Genomic DNA, 20,215 nt, shown 5'->3' with positions numbered 1-20,215 from the left:
CACGTATTACCCTCTTTCCGGCTTGCCTCCTCATCAGGGCAAGCTGGTTTTTTATTGATACGGAAGTGAGAACGTGCGGAAGTAGGAAGAACGGTGAATACGGTGTGGCAGATTGCCACACCGATGTGGATAGACTTACAACGTTGTACCTTGGAAACCATTTTCGGCCGCTATCGCCGCGAACCATTCCCCACTTTTCTTCACCGTGCGTTTTTGCGTCGCCAAATCCAACTGCACAAAACCATAGCGATTCTTGTAGGCATTCGACCACGACCAGTTATCGATAAACGTCCACATATGGTAGCCGAGGCAATGGCTGCCTTCCGCGATACCTTTGTGTACAAATTTCAGGTGCTCGCGGACAAAATCGATGCGGTAATCGTCCTGAATCTGGCCGTTGGCATCGAAACGCTGTTCGTTCTCCACCCCCATGCCATTTTCCGAAATAAAGCAGCGCGGATTGCCGTAATTCACCCGCAGATTGGTCAGAATGTCATAGATGCCCGGTTCGTAAATCTCCCAACCACGATAGGGATTCATTTTTCGTCCCGGCATTTCATAGCTGGAAAAGAACCACTCGGGCATAAACGGACTATCAGGGTTGACCAGACTGTCGCGGCACTGAATACGGCGCGGCTGGTAGTAGTTAATGCCCAGCAGATCGACAATCCCATCGGCCAGCAGCGCACGATCGTCAGGCTGGCAACTTGGCAGTTGGCCGTATCGATGCAGCAAATCAACCAGTTCCCGCGGGTATTCGCCCCGCAGTGCAGGGTCGAGGAAACTGCGGTTAAACATCAGGTCGGCTATGTTGGCCGCGTTGACATCAGCCGGATGCTGGGAGCGCGGGTAGGAAGGCGTCAGGTTGAGGATAATGCCAATGTCTCCGCCCTGCGACTGTTCGCGATAGGCCCTCACCGCCAGCGCATGCGCCAGCATCGTGTGGTACGCCACCGTCGCAGCGCGTTTGAAATCCACCACGTTCGGGTAGTGGAAATCATACAGATACCCGCCTTCCACCGGCACCACCGGCTCATTGAAGGTAAACCAGTGTTTGACCCTGTCGCCAAACAGGCGGAAGCAGGTCGCCGCATAGCCCGCATAGGCCACCACCACCGCCCGATTTTCCCAGCCGCCCAGCCGCTGCATCACCATCGGCATATCAAAATGGAACAGATTGATAAACGGCGTGATGCCCTGCGCCAGCATTTCATCAATGATCTGATTATAAAACGCCACCGCCTGCGGGTTCGGTTCCCCGACGCCATCGGGAATCAGTCGCGCCCACGAGATCGACGTGCGGAACGTGTTGTGATTCAGCGTCTTCAGCAGCGCAATGTCTTCACGCCAGTGCTGATAAAACGTGGAAGTATCCGCTGGCCCAACCTGCTGGTGAAAGCGGCCGGGCTGTGTGGCAAACCATTCGTCCCACACGGTGGCACTTTTACCATAGTTAAGGCTTTCGCCTTCCGTTTGCGGTGCCGAACTGGCGCTGCCCCACCAAAAATTCGCCGGAAAGCGAAAATCCTTCTGAAGATGATCGTGCATACGTTCCTCTCTGCTTCACTCGTGTTTATGCGCTGGCGCTGGCTTCGCCCGCAGCCTGCTGTTGTTTCTCCTGCTCCTGTTTAAGCAGCGTGCGCTCATACACTTTCAGGAACGGGTAATACATCGCGGCCGACATCACCATGCAGAGCAGACACATGATCACCGGGCTGAACGCCCAGTTCGCCGCCCATGATGCGCCAATTGGCGCCGGCGTCGTCCACGGTGTCAGGGAAACCACCTGCGCGATCCAACCGAGCTTCGTCGCCGTATAGGCAATGACGGCATTGACCATCGGCACGAAAATAAACGGCAGGAACAGCAGCGGGTTCATGATGATCGGTGCACCAAACAGAATCGGTTCATTGATGTTGAAAAAGCTCGGCACGACACCCATACGGCCAATCGTACGCAGATGAACCGCGCGGCTACGCAGCAGCAAAAAGGCCAACGGCAGCGTGGAGCCAACCCCGCCGATCAGCAGGTAGTGATCCCAGAATCCCTGCAAATAAATATGCGGCAGCGGCGCCCCGGCTGACAGCGCGGCCTGGTTCAGCGCCAGGTTGGTCATCCAGAACGGGTTCATAATCCCGGTAACGATCAGTGCACCGTGAATCCCGGCAAACCATAGAATCTGACAAATGAACACCGAAATCAGAATCGCAGGCAGCGAATCCGACGCCGAAATCAGCGGTGCCAGCAGGTGCATGATGGCTTCCGGGATAATCATGCCGGTCGCGGACTGGATGAACAGGTTAAACGGATGCAGTGTCGCAACGATGACCAGCACGGGGATAAGAATCTCAAACGAACGCGCCACGCCGGTTGGCACCTCTTTCGGCAGGCGAATGGTGATATTGCGTTTCTTCAGCCAGGCATACACTTCACCGGCATAAATTGACGTCAGAATCGCGGTAAAAATCCCCTCTCCGGAGAAGTACTGGGTAGAAATTTGCTTGTCGTGATAAGGCGCGGCCACCAGCAAGAATGCCATCAGCGCCAGCAGGCCGGTCATGATCGGATCCAGCTTGTAGTGCTTACCCAGGCTGGCCCCTATCCCCACCGAGATAAAGAAGGTCATGACCCCCATACTGAGGTAGTACGGCAGCATCAGCTGTTCACGGTAGGCAACGGAGAAATCGAGCCACGCGCGGGCAAACCCCAGCGTGGTATCCGGCGCGAACGGCGGGAAGATGAACACCAGCATAAACGAACCGATGATCATGAAAGGCAGCGCGGCGATAAAACCATCACGAATCGCGATGATGTGACGCTGTTGCCCGACCACACCCGCCAGCGGGGTAATTTTTTGCTCGATGATATTCACCATCGACTGATAGAGGCCACTCATAGCGGTTGTCCTGATTTTTCGATCAGTGAAAAGGCAAAATCCAGCACGTTGTCACCGCGCTGCATACCGTAATCCATCATATCTATCGCTGCTACAGGCACGCCTTTTCCCTCAGCTTTCTCCTGAAAGGACGCCAGCATATATTTCACCTGTGGCCCCAGCAGCACAACGTCATACTTCCCGACCTGCTCATCAAATTCATGGGCGGCGTAGGCGGCAATCTCAACGTCCAGACCACGTGTGCTGGCCGCCTCCTTCATCTTTCTCACTAAAAGGCTGGTAGACATCCCAGCGGAACAACAAAGCATGATCCTTTTCATTTTCAATACCCCGTCGCATTACGTTACGAATAAAAAGCGTTATGAATAAAAAGCGTTACGAATAAAAAAAACGTCATCAATAAAAGCATCGTGAATCAACACGGCCATTGGAAACACATCTATGGAAACATAACGGAAACCGTTTTCCATGAAAAAAACCAATATATGAGAATAGGTTCACGAAATGGTAGGCATTGCTGGAAACAATGTGAGGCAGGTCATGGAAAACGTGTTTCAGACGTGAAGGACAGGTAAAACCCACTATTGCTGTGCTTATTATGCTAAGTGTTTTGATTTCAGGCATTTTCTACTTTTGGCTATAAAAACGACAAATTGAGATTTAAAAAGCCCACCGTCCCCCTGTTATGTTTATCACCTGATGTTGAATTTTCTCGCTGAATTTTAATTTTTCGTTATAAGGGAGAGGTCATAAGCATGTCATTGATGATGAAAAAATCGGTCATGGAAAGGCGTGGAGAAAGCGTGCCATTATGGAAAAACGTGACGACGCGACTGCGCCAACTCCCCGCGATTCTGGCTGCTGGCGCCCTGCTGCTCATGTCCGCCGCCTATGCGCAGGACAGCGTGCCAACGCAGCTACGCGTCGGCTATCAGAAAGGTTCGGTCAGCCTAGTGCTGGCAAAATCACACCAGCTGCTGGAAAAACAGTTCCCCAACACCAAAATTAGCTGGGTTGAGTTCCCCGCCGGCCCACAGATGCTGGAAGCGCTCAACGTTGGCAGCATCGATCTGGGCGGCACCGGCGATATCCCGCCGATTTTTGCGCAGGCCGCTGGCGCTGACCTGCTGTATGTCGGTGTGGAACCGCCTAAACCTCAGGCCGAAGTGATTCTGGTGCGGGAAGACAGCCCGGTGAAAACCGTCGCCGATTTAAAAGGCCGTAAAGTTGCCTTTCAGAAAGGCTCCAGCGCGCACAATACGCTGCTGCGCGCGCTGCAACGTGACGGGCTGAAATTCACCGATATCAAACCGACCTACCTGACTCCCGCTGACGCCCGCGCGGCGTTCCAGCAAGGTAATGTCGATGCATGGGCCATTTGGGATCCCTACTATTCCGCCGCACTGCTGGAAGGCGGCGTCCGTGTGCTGGCTGACAGCAGCGGGCTGGAGAAAACCGGCTCTTTCTACCTCGCATCCCGCCCTTATACCGAAGCACACGGCAGCTTTATTCGTCAGGTGCTGGACGAACTGACCAAAGCCGATGCGTTAACCATCAGCGACCGGGCACAAAGCGTCACTCTGTTAGCCAACGCGGTAGGACTACCGGAAAAAGTGATTGAAACGGCACTCGATCATCGCCCGCCAACCACCATCGAACCACTGGATGCCGCCACGATCAAGGCGCAGCAATCCACCGCCGACCTGTTCTATGAAAACCGTCTGGTACCGGTGAAAGTCAATATCGCAGAGCGCGTCTGGCGTCCTCAGGCGAACTAATTCGCTTATCGCACACACATTTTGCTTACCCCAAACAAGACTGTTCAAGGAGTTCACACCATGAGTCTTAACGTATTCTGGTTTCTGCCCACCCACGGAGACGGTCGCTATCTTGGTAGCACTGAGGGCGCACGTCATGTTGACTACAGCTATCTGCAACAGGTGGCACAGGCCGCCGAGCGGCAAGGGTTTGGTGGCGTGTTGCTACCGACAGGCCGCTCCTGCGAGGATTCCTGGCTGGTTGCCGCCTCGCTCATTCCAGTGACGCAGCGGCTAAAATTTCTCGTTGCCCTGCGCCCCGGCGTGATTTCCCCCACTATCGCCGCACGCCAGGCCGCTACGCTGGACAGGTTGTCCAATGGTCGGGCGCTGTTCAATCTGGTGACTGGCGGCGATCCGGAAGAATTGGCCGCCGAAGGGCTGTTCCTCAGCCATGAAGAACGCTACGAAGCCTCGGCGGAATTTACCCACATCTGGCGCAGGCTGCTGGAAGGCGAAACCGTCGATTTCGCAGGAAAACACATTCAGGTCAAAGACGCCAAACTGCTTTACCCGCCCGTGCAGCAGCCACGTCCGCCACTCTATTTTGGCGGTTCTTCCGAGGCCGCGCAGAATCTGGCGGCAGAACAGGTCGATCTCTACCTGACGTGGGGTGAACCACCTGAACAAGTTAAAGAAAAGCTGGCGGAAGTCCGCGCCAAAGCAGCGGCACAGGGGCGTGAGGTTCGCTTCGGTATTCGCCTGCACGTTATCGTGCGGGAAACCACCGAAGAAGCCTGGCAGGCTGCCGATCGGCTGATCTCCCATCTGGATGACAAAACCATCGCCGATGCACAGGCGGCGCTGGCGCGTTTCGATTCCGTCGGTCAGCAGCGCATGGCCGCCCTGCACGGCGGCAAAAAGGACAAGCTGGAGATCAGCCCGAATCTATGGGCAGGCATTGGTCTGGTACGCGGCGGCGCCGGCACCGCGCTGGTTGGCGATGGCCCAACGGTGGCCGAACGTATTCAGGAATACGCCGATCTCGGAATAGATACCTTTATTCTGTCCGGCTATCCGCATCTGGAAGAGGCGTATCGCGTGGGTGAACTGCTGTTCCCACACCTCAATCTGGCGCAACAGCCCACGCCGCTGCATGCGGTGAGCAACGTGGGAGAAGTGGTGGCAAACCGCTATGTGCCACGCAAAGTCTCGCAAAGCTGAGGAACCGATCATGGCAAGAACGCTCTCTTCACTGGCACAGCGGTTTGCGCCCTTCTTACTCCCCGTAACGCTGCTGGTCGCGTGGCAGATATCCGTCGAATTCGGCTGGTTATCCAACCGGATTCTGCCTGCGCCCAGTTCGGTGATTACCGCAGGCTGGTCGCTCATCTCCAGCGGCGAGCTGTGGCAACACCTGGCGATTAGCGGCTGGCGCGCCCTGATCGGGTTTGCTATCGGCGGCAGTATCGGATTGGTGCTCGGTTTTATCACCGGGCTGTCGCGCTGGGGCGAGCGGCTGCTGGACAGCTCAGTGCAGATGATCCGCAACGTTCCTCATCTGGCGCTGATTCCACTGGTCATTCTGTGGTTCGGCATTGATGAGGCGGCCAAGATCTTTCTGGTGGCGTTGGGCACGCTATTCCCGGTGTATCTCAACACCTATCACGGCATTAAAAACATCGATCGCGGCCTGCTGGAGATGGCGCGCAGCTACGGACTGTCCGGCCTGAGCCTGTTCTCTCAGGTGGTGTTGCCCGGTGCACTGCCATCCATCATGGTCGGCATTCGTTTTGCGCTGGGTTTTATGTGGCTGACGCTCATTGTCGCGGAGACCATCTCTGCCAACTCCGGCATCGGCTACCTCGCTATGAACGCCCGCGAGTTCCTGCAAACGGACGTGGTGGTGGTTGCCATCATTCTTTACGCACTGCTCGGCAAACTGGCTGATATCAGCGCGCAGGGGCTGGAACGTATTTGGCTGCGCTGGAATCCGGCTTATCAAACCTCATCGGGGGACGCATCATGACCGCTTTTACCGATTCTGCAACGCACGCGCATTCACCGTCGCCGCTCACCAAAGGAACGCCGCTGGCGCTGGATGCCATCACCAAACACTACGGCCACCGCACCGTGCTGAATGACGTACAGTTGCGCATTCCGTCCGGGCAGTTTGTTGCCATTGTCGGCCGCAGCGGCTGCGGAAAAAGTACCCTGCTGCGTCTGCTCGCCGGGTTGGAAGCCGCCAGCAGCGGCGAACTGCTGACTGGCACCGCACCGCTCAGCAGCGCAAAAGACGACACGCGACTGATGTTTCAGGAAGCGCGCCTGCTGCCATGGAAAAAGGTGATCGATAATGTCGGGCTGGGGCTGCGCGGTAACTGGCGTGAGAAAGCGCAGGAGGCGCTGGCCTCCGTCGGGCTGGCGGATCGCGCGAACGACTGGCCGGCAGCGCTGTCCGGCGGTCAGAAACAGCGCGTCGCGCTGGCACGCGCGCTCATTCACCATCCGCGTCTGCTGCTGTTGGATGAACCGCTGGGCGCGCTGGATGCTTTAACCCGCATCGAGATGCAAAGTCTGATCGAAAATCTGTGGCGCCAGCACGGGTTCACCGTCTTGCTGGTGACGCACGATGTCTCCGAAGCCATTGCGCTGGCCGACCGGGTTATTCTGATTGAAGAAGGGCGCGTGGGGCTGGATATTACGGTCGATTTACCCCGGCCGCGGCGTCGCGGATCGGCAAAGCTGGCGGAGCTGGAAGCCCGCGTACTGGAACGCGTGCTGGCCCCAACCTCGTCTCCTCTGCCCCAGCAGGCGGCAATATAACCTTCATTCTGGCGATCGAGACTGTGCATCTTATCGCCAGATTTACCATCAAAAATATTGACATATATTCTCAAAACACTCCGTTTTTCCTTCCACCTGCATCGGCGTAATATCCTCTTCATCGAAAGGAAATGACCTTTCACTCCAAACAACATTGAACAGGATACATCACATGAAAAACGTAAAATTCTTCGCCGCTGCTGTCGTACTTTCTACCCTGTCTTTCGGTGCTTTCGCTGCCGATCAGGTCTCTTCACAACAGGCACAAGGCTTGGAAAAAGTGGGTGTCGTTAGCGCTACCGCCCGTAGCCTGGATTCACTGCAAGCACAGCTGGCTCAGAAAGCAGAAAAAGCCGGTGCCAGCGCCTTCACTATCACGTCTGCAACAGGTGACAACCAACTGCGCGGCGTCGCCGTTATCTACAAATAATGGCTGCTGATAAACAATCAAAAAATTAAACGGACTTTCCTCACTCAAGAGGAAAGTCCGTTTTTTTATGGGATAATAATGCCAAATTCACTTTGAGACGATCCCGTAGGCCATTCGGTGGCGCAGCACGAAGTGTCTCCGTGAGTGTTTTAGCAAGTACGTAGTAGCCAGTGCAAAAAAGTCTGGGATTACGACTTATCTAATTAATATCAAGCCTCATCAAGATTTCGTCATGATATTTACCATCAATGTACAGTGCAGCGGTATCTATTGCCCACTCTCTAAATCCAAAAGAACAATAAAGGGCTTGTGCCAATTTGTTGGTTGCAGCGACTGAAAGTTTCACTGTTTTCGCATTGCAAGATGCCTGTAATGCCGCTTCCAAAAGCGATCGAGACAGGCCAGTCCCTCTCATTTCAGCTCGAACATACATTCCCCAAATCATGACCACATGACTCAGTTTTGGTGCAGTGTTGACGCTTACACCCACGATACCCTGCAACCTGTTTTCGAGGTCATATCCTCCAAAAATCGAGTTTAGGCGGAGGCGTTCAGCAAAGAATGTTTCTGGTTTCTGGCTTTCTTCTTCAAAAGACGCACCGAATGCTTCTGGATGAAGCTTAAGTGCTTCGAGCCTTACTCGCCTGAACTCGTCTAGATCGCTATTGTTTATACGACGTACTGCAAAAGTCGCCATTCCTACAGCCCTCCTGCCACCTTGAAAAGACCCATAATACTATTGCGTTGTAAAATACAACGTTAGCTTAAAATCATCGTTGTCCATGCCGTCCACCAGATAATATTTTTCGTCCAAGCTAGGGATAGCTCACCTAGTCATATACCCACTATTGCTAACGAGGAACGCTTGCTAATATAGCCTTAAGGTTATATTGTACTTGCAGAGTGCAGGACATGGAGGTTTACAGATTGGCATGGGAAATAGTCACACGGGCACTATTCGATACGTGGTTTGATGAGCAAACCGAAACGGTACAGGAAGAGGTTTTGGCACACCTCGGTATACTCGAAGAAGATGGCCCACAGCTAGGGCGACCACAGGTTGATCAGATTAAAGGCTCACAATACAAAAATATGAAGGAGCTTCGAGTTCAGGTTGGCGGCCACCCATTCCGAACATTCTTCGCGTTTGATCGGACACGTAAAGCGATTGTTTTATGTGCGGGAGATAAGAAAGGCGAAAATGAAAAATTGTTCTACGAACGTATGATTAAGATCGCAGACGCTGAGTTTACATCGCATCTGATATCACCGGAGGTAAAAGAAGATGGCGACATTTAAAGAAATGATGGCTAAACGTTCACCGGAGAGCCGCGCCCGCATTGAAGCGCGCACGGCTGAGATCCGTCAGGAAATCACTTTAGCGAAACTACGCGAAGAGCTGAACATGTCGCAGACTCAGCTTGCATTAGCTCTGGGCGTCAAGCAGCCATCTATTGTTAAGATGGAGAAGGTCGAGAATGACCCAAAACTGTCAACGCTGAAACGCTATGTCACTGCCCTAGGCGGCAAGCTTACGCTAGATGTGACCTTGCCTGATGGTAAGCGTATCGCGCTTACTTTGTAATTAAGTCGTTCTGGATTTTCAGTAAACGCGATTCGTTCACTCCAGAACGAAATGCCCTTCGCCAACCTGTTTATAGCGGCGTGCAGGAGGATGGAAATCAGGGGCACGCACCGGACTGCGCAATTCATCATTGGTGATATTGCGCACCGGACGGGTATCCGGGTCAGGCACGGGCACCGCAGAAATCAGACGCCGGGTGTAATCATGCTGCGGATTGTCGAAGATCGCCGAACGTGGGCCGATCTCCACAATTTCACCGAGATACATCACCGCCACACGATGACTGATACGCTCGACAACCGCCATATCGTGCGAGATAAACAGGAATGACAGCCCCAGCTTCTGCTGGAGATCCAGCATCAGGTTGATCACCTGCGCTTTGACGGACACATCCAGCGCCGATACCGATTCATCGGCAATAATCACTTTCGGCTCCAACGCCAGCGCGCGCGCAATACACACTCGCTGCCGCTGCCCGCCGGAGAACTGGTGCGGGAAACGCGAAGCCATATCGCCAGATAACCCTACCTGTTCCAGCAGTTCGCTCACTCGCGCACTCACATTCTGGCGGGTCGCCAGACCGTGCAGCAGCATCGGTTCGGCGATGGCTTCCCCTATCCGCATACGCGGATTCAGGCTTTCATACGGATCCTGAAACACCATTTGAATCTGCCGCCGCGACTCGGTCAGCTCACGCTTATCCGCCGTCAGGATATTTTTTCCCAGCAGCTGAATGTCGCCGCTGACGGCGTCGTTGAGGCGAATAATCGACCGTCCGGTGGTGGATTTACCGCAGCCCGATTCCCCAACCAGCGCAAGCGTTTCGCCCGGCCAGAGATCGAACGAGATATTTTCCACCGCATGAACCCGCCCGGACAGCCGACGGAAAAAACCTGATCGGATATCAAATCGGGTGACCAGATTTTTTACCGTCAGCACCGGTTCCTCACCCGACACGGTATTCACCGCCTCCGGCACCGGCTGGCGTTCGCCCGTTTTGAGATCGATCAGCGGGAAACGCTGTGGCCATGCGCTGCCAGACATCGAGCCTAATTTGGGTACCGCAGACAGCAACATACGGGTATAGGGCTGTTGCGGATGATGAAAGATCTCTCGCGTGACGGCGTTTTCTACCATTTCACCCTGATACATCACCAGCGTGCGGTCGGACACTTCCGCCACCACGCCCATGTCGTGGGTGATAAACAGCACCGACATCCCTTCTTCTTCCTGAAGGGTTTTTATCAGCGTCAGAATTTGTGCCTGAATCGTGACGTCCAGCGCCGTCGTCGGTTCATCGGCAATCAACAGCTTTGGATGGCAGGCCAGCGCAATCGCAATCACCACGCGCTGACGCATCCCGCCAGAGAAGCTCTGTGGGTACTCGTTCAGCCGCGATTTGGCCGCCGGAATGCGTACTTTCTCCAGCAGGCGCACCGCTTCGGCGCGCGCTTCGGCTTTGCCCATGCCGCGATGGCGGCGCAGCACTTCCGTAATCTGGTAGCCAATCGGCAAGACCGGATTCAGGCTGGTCATCGGCTCCTGAAAAATCATGCCGATACGGTTGCCACGCACATCCTGCATCGCCTTATTGGGGAGCGAGAGCAGTTCGGTGTCGCCAAAATGAATATGCCCCTCAATTCGGCTTTGGCCGGGTGGCAGCAAGCGCATGATGGATTTCGCCATCACGCTTTTCCCTGAACCAGATTCCCCCACCACGGCGACTGTCTCTTTCTCGCCAATCGTGAAAGATAAATCCCGCACCACGTTCATCCACTCGCCGTTCACCTGAAAGGCGGTGGTCAGATGCGAAACGGACATAATCGGCGCTGTCATGTGTTCGTTACCCCTCATTCCTATGGGCGTTCCCACGGCTTAGTTCCGCGGGTTGAGGATGTCGCGTAGCGCATCCCCGACCAGATTGATCGCCACAATCAGCAGCAGTAGTGTCAGCCCCGGAAAGAAGCTGATCCAATAGTCGCCCGACATCAGGTATTCAAAACCGTTAGAGATCAGCAGCCCCAGTGACGGTTCCGTCACGGGCAACCCGATCCCCAGAAATGAAAGTGTGGCTTCCAGCATGATGGCATAGGCAATGCGCATCGTTGCCACCACGATCAGCGGTGCCAGACAGTTGGGTAAAATATGGCGAAACAGGATACGGCGGTTGGACAACGCCATGCTGCGCGCCGCATCCACGTAGCTGCGGCGACGTTCCACCAGCGCCGAACCGCGAATCGTCCGGGCGTAGTAAGCCCACTGCGTCACCACCAGCGCCATGATGATCTTATCAACCCCTTGCCCCAGCACCGCCAGCAGAATCAGCGCGATCAGGATAGGCGGGAAACTGAGCTGGATATCGACGATACGCATGATCGTCGCGTCCGTTTTTCCGCCGACGTAGGCGCTAATCAGCCCCAGCGAGGCACCAATCAGCAGCGCAAACACCGCACTGGAGAAGCCCACCATCAGGCTGATGCGAGTGCCGTACAGAATGGCGCTGAACAGGTCGCGCCCTTGATCGTCCGTCCCCAGCCAATACGTCATGCCCGCCATGCTCTGCGCACCCGGTGCGAGTCGGCCATCCATGATGTCGAGCTGCATCAGATCGTAGGGATTCTGCGGCGACAGCAGCGGGGCAAGCAGTGCCAGCAGCACGAAAACCGCCAGCATAATCAGTCCGCACAGCGCCAGCCGATCGTTGAGCAGCGCCATCACCACGCGCATTACCGGGTGAGCGTTTTTTTGCACGGCAGCGGGCTGGTGTATCGTATTCCCTGTCATACCTTGTCTCCTCCCAGTCGCACGCGCGGATCGACCAGCACATACAGCAAATCGACCAGCAGGTTGATCACGCTGAACATCACAACGGTAATCATCAGATAAGCCAGGATAACCGGACGGTCGAGCACGGCGATCGAGTCGATAATCAGCTTACCCATGCCCGGCCAGGCATAAATGGTTTCCGTCACCACCGCGAACGCGATCAGCGACCCCAGTTCCAGCCCCAACACGGTAATCAGCGGAATCAGCGTGTTGCGCAGCACATGAACCAGTACGATACGGGTTTCCGACAGCCCTTTCGCGCGGGCAAACTGCACATAATCCTGCTGCAGACACTCCATCACACCCGCACGCATCAGGCGGATAACCAGCGAGATTTTAAACAGCGCGAGGTTAAACGCGGGCAAAAGCAGGTGTTCGAGACCATCGCGGGTCAGAAAACTGAATGGAATACCGAACAGTTCATGGACATCGCCCCGGCCAGAGGAAGGCAGCCAGCCCAGCTTCACGCTGAACAGCATGATCATCACCAGCCCAATCCAGAACGTGGGCAGGCTAAAGCCGAGGATGGAGAAGGTCATGATGGATTTGGACACCGCGCTGTCCGGCTTCAGGCCAGCGTAAATCCCCAGCGGGATGCCGACAATCAGCGCCATCACGAACGCCACCATCGCCAGTTCGAGCGTGGCAGGCATGCGCTGAAAAATCAGCGTCAGCGCGGGTTGATTAAAGATAAACGAGTTGCCCATGTCGCCCTGAAAGGCGTTCCAGACAAATAGCCCGTACTGTTCCCAGACGGGCTTATCCAGACCGAAGGACTGAATCACCGCCAGCCGTTCCGCTGGCGTGGCCGTCGCGCCCAACAGCATATCGACCGGATTACCAACCAGATAGACACCCACAAACACCAGCACCGACATCACAGCCAGCGTCAGCAGCGTTTGTCCGATTCGGCTCAGCAGGTAGGCTATCATTAGCGCCCCCTGGAACCGTTTAGTTCTTCAGAAGCATTTGTTTCATCAGGAGAATAGCGGCGTAGGCGATCGGCAACCAGCCCGAGGAACCCTTGTTCGTCGATTTCCCGCGCGACCAGCGCATTCTCAGGCTCACCCAGTTTGTGATAAAAATCGGCAAACGCATAACCCGCAGTTTTACCGGCAACTTCTACCCCAATGCGCGCGCGTTTTGATTTGAACAGCTCCGGTTTTAACAGCCACGCAATGACGGTCGCATCATGAATCGGTCCACCTTCGCGACCAAAGCGCTCAACTTCACTACGATCAAACATGCGCAACAGCGCGGCCATCGCCTTACCTGGCGCGCCGCCGCTGCGTTCGATGTCCTCAACCTGTTCCGTCTGAATTAATGCCTGAAAGGTCACATCCAATGGCATGATGACGAGGGGAACACCGGAAGAAAAAACGATTTCCGCCGCATGCGGATCGGCATAGACGTTAAAATCCGCCCACGGTACGCGATTCCCCATCGCGGTAAAGGCACAGCTCATGGAAACAATCTGTTTGATGCCACGTGCGACATCAGGATGGAAGCACAGCGCCAACGCCAGATTCGTCAGCGGACCAAGTGCGCAAATGGTGATGGGATTATTGTCGGCCGCCGCCTGACGCGTCATCCGCACCAGAAAATCAACAGCGTGTTCCTGTTCCGGCGACAGCGTGCTCTCCGGTACCCAGTCAGCAGAGAATTTGCCGATATGGGCGTATTTACCGAAAACCTGATCGCGGATGAGCGGGCGTGAAGCACCGGCAAAAATGGGCACATCGGTTCTGCCCGTCACACCCACTACGTTGCACGCATTCGGTAGCGTGGCAGCAAGCGGCACATTGCCTGCCACAACGGTAATCCCCAGTACGTCTAGCTCGGGTGAAGCCAATGCCAGCCAGATGGCTATCGCATCGTCAACGCCGGGATCGGTATCAATAATAATGCGTTCTTGAACCATGTCAGACACCCTCTCCATAGCGGCTCAATAGGTCAGCAAACAGCTCGACAACCTGTTTGGCATCAACCCCCGTCACCACATCCACATTCGGCTGACGGTCAGTTTTTCCGTACCAGTCGGCAACGGTCTGCCCCATGCACAGCTCGCTTTCCTGCTCAATGTAAACGCTGGCTTTTTCCGTCGTGAAACAGTGTGGCGCCAGCACCCAGGCGATAACCAGTGGATCGTGCAGCGGGCCGCCGCGTGAACCATAGCGACGGATGTCATTGCGATCCCAAAACGCCATCATTTCACCCAACGGCGCGGAAATCCGCCCGGATAGCGCGATGAAACGCGCCACCAATTCCGGCGTCAAAATCACCTGATGCGTAACATCCAGCGGTAGCGCGACAAGGGCAATCGATGAATCAAACACTATCTTCGCCGCCTGTGGGTCGGCGAGCATATTAAATTCAGACGTCAGGCTGCGGTTGCCTGCTTCACGGTAGGCGCCGCCCATCATCACAATGCGCGCAATACCGTCAGCAATCTCAGGAGCCATACGCAGCGCCATGGCCACATTAGTTAACGGCCCTAACGTACAGAGCGTAATCGGCGTGCCGTCAGCGATTGCCTGCTTGCACTGCGCAATAATAAAACTCACGGCATGCTGCACTTCGGCCTGTTTTTGTGGCTCAGGCAGCACCGTCTGGCCCAGTCCGCTTTCCCCGTGGAACTGACCGTGGATCGGTTCACGCAACAGCGGCCGATGGCAGCCAGCGAAAACGGGAATATCCGTGCGCTGGCCCAGTTCAACAATTTGCAGCGCGTTATGCACCGTCTTGTCCAACGATTGATTACCGCACACCGTGCAAATACCGCGAATATCCAACTCGGGTGCCACAAATGCACTTAATAACGCAATCGCGTCATCTATCCCCGGATCACAATCAATAATAATAGGTAACGCGCTCATCCTTCGATGATTCCTTTTTTCTTTTAAGGTTATTCATAACAGATTTCAGGGTGCAGAAAACCACGCCATGACGGGGCAAAAGAAGTAATGCTAACGGTAATAAGGGAAGGAAAAACACGGCTAAATGTATTCACACCGTTCTCCTTATCACGAGATAAATAAGGGGTGAATATTCACCCCTTATTTGAACCATAAATGACAGGTGACTATTTGGCAGTACGGACGAAGTACGGCAGCGTGTAGGCATCGGAACGGCCCACATAGGTATACTGCTTTTTCATCGCCCAGGTGTTGGACAGGAACATGACCGGAATGACCCCCAGATCGTTCATGCCAATGTTCATAGCCTCAGCCAGCAGCGCATCACGTTTGGTTTCATCCAGCGTGACGCGTGCTTCGTTCAGCGTTTTATCAAAGACAGGATTGGAATAGCGACCACGATTCCCCTGTCCTGCATTGGGGCCAAAGGTTTCCAACAATGGCCCCAATACGCCAGAAGCTTCCCCGGTTTCAATCGCGGCCCCGCCCATAATCAAACTGAATTCGAGACGAGACGCACGTGAGAAGTACACACTGCCGGGCATCGTAACGACTTCGGTTTTGATGCCGGCGCGCGTGAACATTTGGCCAATGGCCTGAGCAATTTTAGAATCATTAGGATAACGATCGTTCGACGCGTGGAAGGTCAGCGTGAAGCCGTCGGGGTAACCCGCCGCCGCCAGTTCCTGTTTGGCTTTCTCCGGATTATAAACCGGCGCAGGAATGGAAGCGGAATAGCCTGGGTACCCCTTCGGTACAAGCTGAGAGGCAACAACAGCCTGCCCCTCCATCACACGGTCGACGATTGCCTGACGATTAATAGCTAAAGACATCGCCTGGCGTACTTCTTTTTTTAGTAATGGGTTTTTACCATCAGGACCTTTGGCGAACGGTGATTCCTCTCGCTGCTGGTCCATGTGAAGGTAAATAACACGATTCCCTGGTGTTGAAATCGTTTTTAACTGCTGATTTTTTTCAATATTACTGCTGTCGGCTGTTGGAACGTTTTCGATCATGTCCACATCACCGGATAATACGGCTGCTACACGTGCACTACTGTTCTTAAATACACGGACAGTAACGTTGTCCCACTCTGCTTTTCCTCCCCAGTAATCATCATTACGACTAAGGACTACCCGGTCGTCCGGCACCCAGGAAACAAATTTGAATGGCCCTGTACCAATCACATCTTTTCCTGAATTCAACGTTTCCGTCGGGACGTTTTCAAGTCGGGCCGGTAAAATGGAAATCCGACTTAAATTATTCAGCAGCAGCGGCGAAGCCTCTTTTGTCTTAATCCGCACCGTTAGTGGATTAACTTCTATTACTTCAGTAATGTCGCTGACGTAAGGTGCGTAAGAGCTGGGGCTGTTTTTTGATGCCAGCGCAACACGCTTAATGCTGGCAATCACATCTTTAGCCGTAAAATCACTGCCGTCGTGAAACTTAACGCCAGGACGCAATACAAATTCCCACGTCTTGTCGTCAATCACTTTCCAACTGGTTGCCAGGGCAGGTGCAATCTGCTGTTTTTCATCCTGTACAACCAAACCGTCAAAAATATTGCGCGCCATTGCGCTATTCGCCCCACTCACATAAAACTGCGGATCCATTGATGTGGTGGAGGAAGCCAAACCGATATTCAGGTCCGCGCTATAAACCAAAGGTGAAGATGAAAATAAAACGGTAAACAATAACGCCAGCGTTGATTTCTTCATTCACTAACCCTCTATTCCATGATTGAGTACTGATGAAGTGTATTAAATCTTATGATTGTGAGTCTATGCGCCAGATTGGATAATGAAAAATTGCATTTTGTGTTAAATTGATAACTAAATGTTATGTTTTAAGGTGACGAGCATGCGTATCAATCCCCGTCAGGTTGAAGCCTTTCATAAAGTCATCCTCACCGGAGGCATCACTGCCGCCGCCAACATGATGTACATCACCCAGCCCGCGGTCAGTCGGCTCATTAAAGATTTTGAAGACGCGCTGAATCTGAAATTATTTGATAGAGACGGGCGCGGCCTGATTCCACGCGCCGAGGCGATGAAGCTATACCGGGAAGTCGAGCGCCTTTACTTAGGGTTGGATCACATCGGGCTGATTGCCGATGAAATTCGCCACGCCAAAGGCAGCATACTGCGTATTGCGGCCGTTCAGGCGCTCTCGTTTCTTTGTTCCGACCAGGTTCTCCCGACCTTACTCAAGAAATACCCCGATCTGTCCCTGTTTCTGGACATCGAGAGCAGCAGTCGTATTACGGACGCGATTGCGGAAAATCACTATGACGTGGGTTTTATTTTTGGCCAGCCCGGCATTAAAGGGCTGGAAGCCGAACCGCTGGCAGACGCAAGCGCTGTCGCGGTGTTAGCGATGGATCACCCGCTTGCGACGGTGGATGAAATTACACTCGCCGATCTGGCCGGTACGCGCGCTATTTTGCCCGGCAGAACTACACCGCTGCGGGCACAGATCGATATCTCCGCCAGAAAAGAACAAATCTATTTGCATAACCCCATCGAAACCTCAATGGCTAACTGCTGCGTGCTGGCGTCAAGAAACGTCGGCATCGGCGTGGTGGACTTTATTACCGCGCTAAACAGCCCTTCGCCGGTTATCGTTAAGCCTTTTAATCCGAATATAAAAATGGCGTATTGCGCGGTTTATCCTCCCCAAATTCCCCGCAGCCAGGTGGTTAATCACATCACTCAGGTTATGAAAGAAAAAATAACGGATAGTCTGGCGTTGAAATAATTTTTAGCCAAAGCCGTTATTTTTATTAATGTATTTATTGAATAATGACGATGGGGATTGGATTTATAAAAAATAAAAAGCGGAGTTTCTATTTAAAATAGAAATAGCGCCATAAGATTTAATTAATTCAAAAGAGAAAATTATTTCCCTTCCCAATTGGATATAGTTCTCTTATGCTCGGGAGTATTTCTTTTAATTAATACTATATGGATTTTATCACTATTATCAAAACCGATTACAATGTTATCCCCTTCCTGAGCCTCGTTCATTACAATGTTTCCGCTAAAATATAATCGATGTTCCGTTCTTGTACTGTGTTCTTCTCTGGCATCATACCAAGTTATTGGTTTAATACAACTTATACGCTCCCCTCGGATAGAAAAATAAGCATCTTGCTTAAATTTTTCTAATCCAAAAAGATTCTTCAATGCTCTAACACCATTAAATTCATGCTGATTTGAGCGATTTCTTTCTGCTTCTACTGCTGACAATGTTTTGATGCACGATCTTTCAAGAGAAAAAGGGGATTTTGACATATATAACCTCTTATAAAACCCGTAAAAACTGGCATTAAGAAAAGGAATTATAGTAACTGCGAATAAACTAACATCAAGAAATAATAGAATAATTTTTCATTAATGCGATCTGCCATTGAGTTTAGCTTGAAAATGACTTTAAGGCACAAAGCTAGTTTCAAACATGATGTAATTTTCTTTAAACTTTTCATTCATAATGGTGCCATTTAGTGATATTCTATCACTAGTATCTCCCTTTTAAATGGTGTTAAAAATGAAAAATGTTGAACTGATTGCACAAAAATTAATTAAAGATAATGAGCAAGATCAGCTTCATAAAAGAAAGGAAGATAAAGACCTGGTCAAAAAACTTGTTGATATTTATGATCAAAAACATGTCTCTGAAGCGCTTCGTGCTATTAGTCACAGTGAATGGACTCGTGAAACCCTAAATCGCTGGCTGAACGGGAAAATGCCACAAAAGCCATTGACCGATCTGGAAGTAAAAATGCTTAACAGTTTGCTCCCATCCCCCCCAGCCCATCATCCTGACTATTCGTTCCAGTTTATCGATCTATTTGCTGGTATAGGCGGGATAAGAAAAGGATTTGAAGATATTGGCGGGCAATGTGTTTTTACCAGTGAATGGGACAAAAATGCAGCCAGAACTTACAAAGCGAATTGGTACTGTGACCCCAAAAGTCATATTTTTAACTCTGATATCAGAGACATTACACTGAGCAATGCTTCTTCAGTTAGTGAAAAAGAAGCATATGAAAACATAGATAGAGAAATCCCAGACCATGATGTATTGCTGGCGGGTTTCCCTTGCCAGCCTTTTTCGCTTGCTGGTGTATCAAAGAAAAACGCTTTAGGCCGTGCCCATGGATTTGAATGTGACACACAAGGGACTTTATTTTTTGATGTTGCAAGAATTATTGCGGCCAAAAAACCCCCTATTTTCTTATTAGAAAATGTGAAAAACCTGAAAAGCCATGATAAGGGAAAAACATTTCGGGTCATCATGCAAACACTGGATGAACTGGGATATGTGGTTGCTGACGCTGAACATTCAGGAGCGAATGATCCTAAAGTTATTGATGGTAAGAACTTCTTACCCCAACATAGAGAACGCATTGTTCTTGTGGGATTTAGACGTGATCTCAACATTCACAAAGGATTTTCTCTGAAAGAAATTAACCAATTCTTTCCAGATAAAAAATTAACTATCAAAGAATTACTCGACGATAATGTTGATAAAAAATATATCCTTACTCCTACTTTGTGGAAATATTTATATAATTACGCAAAAAAACATCAGGCCAAGGGAAATGGATTTGGGTTTGGCTTGGTATCACCTGGTAATCCAGATAGTGTCGCCCGTACTTTGTCAGCCCGTTACCACAAAGATGGCTCAGAAATACTGATAGACCGCGGATGGGATCGGGAGCTAGGAGAAGAAGATTTCGATAATGAAAAAAATCTGGAAAATAGGCCAAGAAGGTTAACTCCTCGTGAATGTGCTCGCTTAATGGGATTCGAGTCTCCTGGTGAAAAATCATTCTGTATTCCTGTATCAGATACCCAGGCATATCGGCAGTTTGGGAATTCGGTCGTTGTTCCTGTTTTTTCAGCCGTTGCAAAACTGCTAAAGCCTTATATTGCGAATGCAATTAAGTCAAAAAACAGCAAAAAAGTCGCGTAAGGT

20 protein-coding genes are annotated in these 20,215 nt (G+C 52.1%); 9 read left to right on the top strand and 11 right to left on the bottom strand.

Annotated features, from left to right (window positions below):
- Positions 1-135: 135 nt before the first annotated feature.
- Genes LCF41_RS00180 through LCF41_RS00170 form a run of 3 tightly spaced genes read right to left on the bottom strand, consistent with a single transcriptional unit; the run spans position 136 to position 3,216 of the window.
- A complete protein-coding gene (locus tag LCF41_RS00180; RefSeq protein ID WP_225086393.1) occupies positions 136-1,548 on the bottom strand; it encodes a glycoside hydrolase family 1 protein in 1,413 nt (470 codons plus the stop codon).
- Positions 1,549-1,573: 25 nt separating this feature from the next.
- Positions 1,574-2,896 carry a PTS cellobiose transporter subunit IIC gene (locus tag LCF41_RS00175; protein WP_012772775.1) on the bottom strand — a complete coding sequence of 441 codons (1,323 nt, stop codon included), beginning with the start codon at positions 2,894-2,896 and terminating at the stop codon, positions 1,574-1,576.
- Positions 2,893-3,216 (bottom strand): PTS sugar transporter subunit IIB, encoded by a 324-nt coding sequence (locus LCF41_RS00170; protein WP_225086392.1) that lies wholly within the window; start codon positions 3,214-3,216, stop codon positions 2,893-2,895. The genes LCF41_RS00175 and LCF41_RS00170 overlap by 4 nt, the downstream gene beginning before the upstream one ends.
- Before the next feature lie 435 nt (positions 3,217-3,651).
- Here LCF41_RS00170 and LCF41_RS00165 point away from each other — a divergent pair, with 435 nt between their 5' ends.
- From LCF41_RS00165 to bhsA, 5 genes are all read left to right on the top strand, one after another.
- Positions 3,652-4,674: a sulfonate ABC transporter substrate-binding protein gene (locus LCF41_RS00165; protein ID WP_225086391.1), complete on the top strand. Its 1,023-nt coding sequence runs from the start codon at positions 3,652-3,654 to the stop codon at positions 4,672-4,674.
- Between the two features lie 60 nt (positions 4,675-4,734).
- On the top strand, positions 4,735-5,877 hold the full coding sequence (gene ssuD / locus LCF41_RS00160; protein ID WP_225086390.1) for an FMNH2-dependent alkanesulfonate monooxygenase: 1,143 nt from the start codon (positions 4,735-4,737) through the stop codon (positions 5,875-5,877).
- A 10-nt stretch (positions 5,878-5,887) separates the two neighbouring features.
- Complete coding sequence (gene ssuC, locus LCF41_RS00155; RefSeq protein ID WP_225086389.1) at positions 5,888-6,682, top strand: aliphatic sulfonate ABC transporter permease SsuC; 795 nt, start codon at positions 5,888-5,890, stop codon at positions 6,680-6,682.
- Positions 6,679-7,479, top strand: a complete 801-nt coding sequence (gene ssuB / locus LCF41_RS00150) for an aliphatic sulfonates ABC transporter ATP-binding protein (RefSeq protein WP_225086388.1) — start codon at positions 6,679-6,681, stop codon at positions 7,477-7,479. The genes ssuC and ssuB overlap by 4 nt, the downstream gene beginning before the upstream one ends.
- A 172-nt stretch (positions 7,480-7,651) precedes the next feature.
- Positions 7,652-7,909, top strand: a complete 258-nt coding sequence (gene bhsA / locus LCF41_RS00145) for a multiple stress resistance protein BhsA (protein ID WP_225086387.1) — start codon at positions 7,652-7,654, stop codon at positions 7,907-7,909.
- Between the two features lie 199 nt (positions 7,910-8,108).
- Here the strand turns inward: bhsA and LCF41_RS00140 are convergent, their stop codons facing one another.
- Positions 8,109-8,606: a GNAT family N-acetyltransferase gene (locus tag LCF41_RS00140; RefSeq protein ID WP_225086386.1), complete on the bottom strand. Its 498-nt coding sequence runs from the start codon at positions 8,604-8,606 to the stop codon at positions 8,109-8,111.
- Between the two features lie 215 nt (positions 8,607-8,821).
- Between LCF41_RS00140 and LCF41_RS00135 the strand changes: the two genes are divergently transcribed.
- Together LCF41_RS00135 and LCF41_RS00130 are read left to right on the top strand one after the other, a co-directional pair.
- A complete protein-coding gene (locus tag LCF41_RS00135; RefSeq protein ID WP_180779426.1) occupies positions 8,822-9,208 on the top strand; it encodes a type II toxin-antitoxin system RelE/ParE family toxin in 387 nt (128 codons plus the stop codon).
- The gene (locus LCF41_RS00130; RefSeq protein WP_180779427.1) at positions 9,195-9,494 is read left to right on the top strand and encodes a helix-turn-helix domain-containing protein; all 300 of its coding nucleotides are present in this window, start codon (positions 9,195-9,197) and stop codon (positions 9,492-9,494) included. The genes LCF41_RS00135 and LCF41_RS00130 overlap by 14 nt, the downstream gene beginning before the upstream one ends.
- Positions 9,495-9,530: 36 nt before the next feature.
- Here LCF41_RS00130 and LCF41_RS00125 read toward each other — a convergent pair whose 3' ends face one another.
- From LCF41_RS00125 to LCF41_RS00100, 6 genes are all read right to left on the bottom strand, one after another.
- On the bottom strand, positions 9,531-11,330 hold the full coding sequence (locus LCF41_RS00125; protein WP_225086385.1) for an ABC transporter ATP-binding protein: 1,800 nt from the start codon (positions 11,328-11,330) through the stop codon (positions 9,531-9,533).
- Between the two features lie 39 nt (positions 11,331-11,369).
- Positions 11,370-12,278, bottom strand: a complete 909-nt coding sequence (locus LCF41_RS00120; RefSeq protein ID WP_225086384.1) for an ABC transporter permease — start codon at positions 12,276-12,278, stop codon at positions 11,370-11,372.
- Positions 12,275-13,252 carry an ABC transporter permease gene (locus tag LCF41_RS00115; protein ID WP_225086383.1) on the bottom strand — a complete coding sequence of 326 codons (978 nt, stop codon included), beginning with the start codon at positions 13,250-13,252 and terminating at the stop codon, positions 12,275-12,277. Before LCF41_RS00115 ends, LCF41_RS00120 begins: the two co-directional genes overlap by 4 nt.
- Positions 13,252-14,241, bottom strand: a complete 990-nt coding sequence (locus tag LCF41_RS00110) for a nucleoside hydrolase (protein WP_225086382.1) — start codon at positions 14,239-14,241, stop codon at positions 13,252-13,254. Before LCF41_RS00110 ends, LCF41_RS00115 begins: the two co-directional genes overlap by 1 nt.
- 1 nt (position 14,242) lies before the next feature.
- Positions 14,243-15,196 (bottom strand): nucleoside hydrolase, encoded by a 954-nt coding sequence (locus LCF41_RS00105; protein ID WP_225086381.1) that lies wholly within the window; start codon positions 15,194-15,196, stop codon positions 14,243-14,245.
- 206 nt (positions 15,197-15,402) lie between these two features.
- Positions 15,403-16,953, bottom strand: coding sequence for an ABC transporter substrate-binding protein (locus LCF41_RS00100; RefSeq protein WP_225086380.1), 1,551 nt, complete (start codon positions 16,951-16,953; stop codon positions 15,403-15,405).
- Positions 16,954-17,095: 142 nt separating this feature from the next.
- Between LCF41_RS00100 and LCF41_RS00095 the strand changes: the two genes are divergently transcribed.
- On the top strand, positions 17,096-17,992 hold the full coding sequence (locus LCF41_RS00095) for a LysR family transcriptional regulator (RefSeq protein ID WP_225086379.1): 897 nt from the start codon (positions 17,096-17,098) through the stop codon (positions 17,990-17,992).
- Positions 17,993-18,132: 140 nt separating this feature from the next.
- Here LCF41_RS00095 and LCF41_RS00090 read toward each other — a convergent pair whose 3' ends face one another.
- A complete protein-coding gene (locus LCF41_RS00090; protein WP_225086378.1) occupies positions 18,133-18,528 on the bottom strand; it encodes a type II restriction endonuclease in 396 nt (131 codons plus the stop codon).
- Between the two features lie 253 nt (positions 18,529-18,781).
- Between LCF41_RS00090 and LCF41_RS00085 the strand changes: the two genes are divergently transcribed.
- Positions 18,782-20,212, top strand: coding sequence for a DNA cytosine methyltransferase (locus LCF41_RS00085; RefSeq protein ID WP_039281426.1), 1,431 nt, complete (start codon positions 18,782-18,784; stop codon positions 20,210-20,212).
- Positions 20,213-20,215 lie beyond the last annotated feature (3 nt).

This window comes from Pectobacterium colocasium (genome assembly GCF_020181655.1).
Lineage (GTDB): Bacteria > Pseudomonadota > Gammaproteobacteria > Enterobacterales > Enterobacteriaceae > Pectobacterium > Pectobacterium colocasium.
This window is presented reverse-complemented; position numbering and strand designations above follow the sequence as displayed.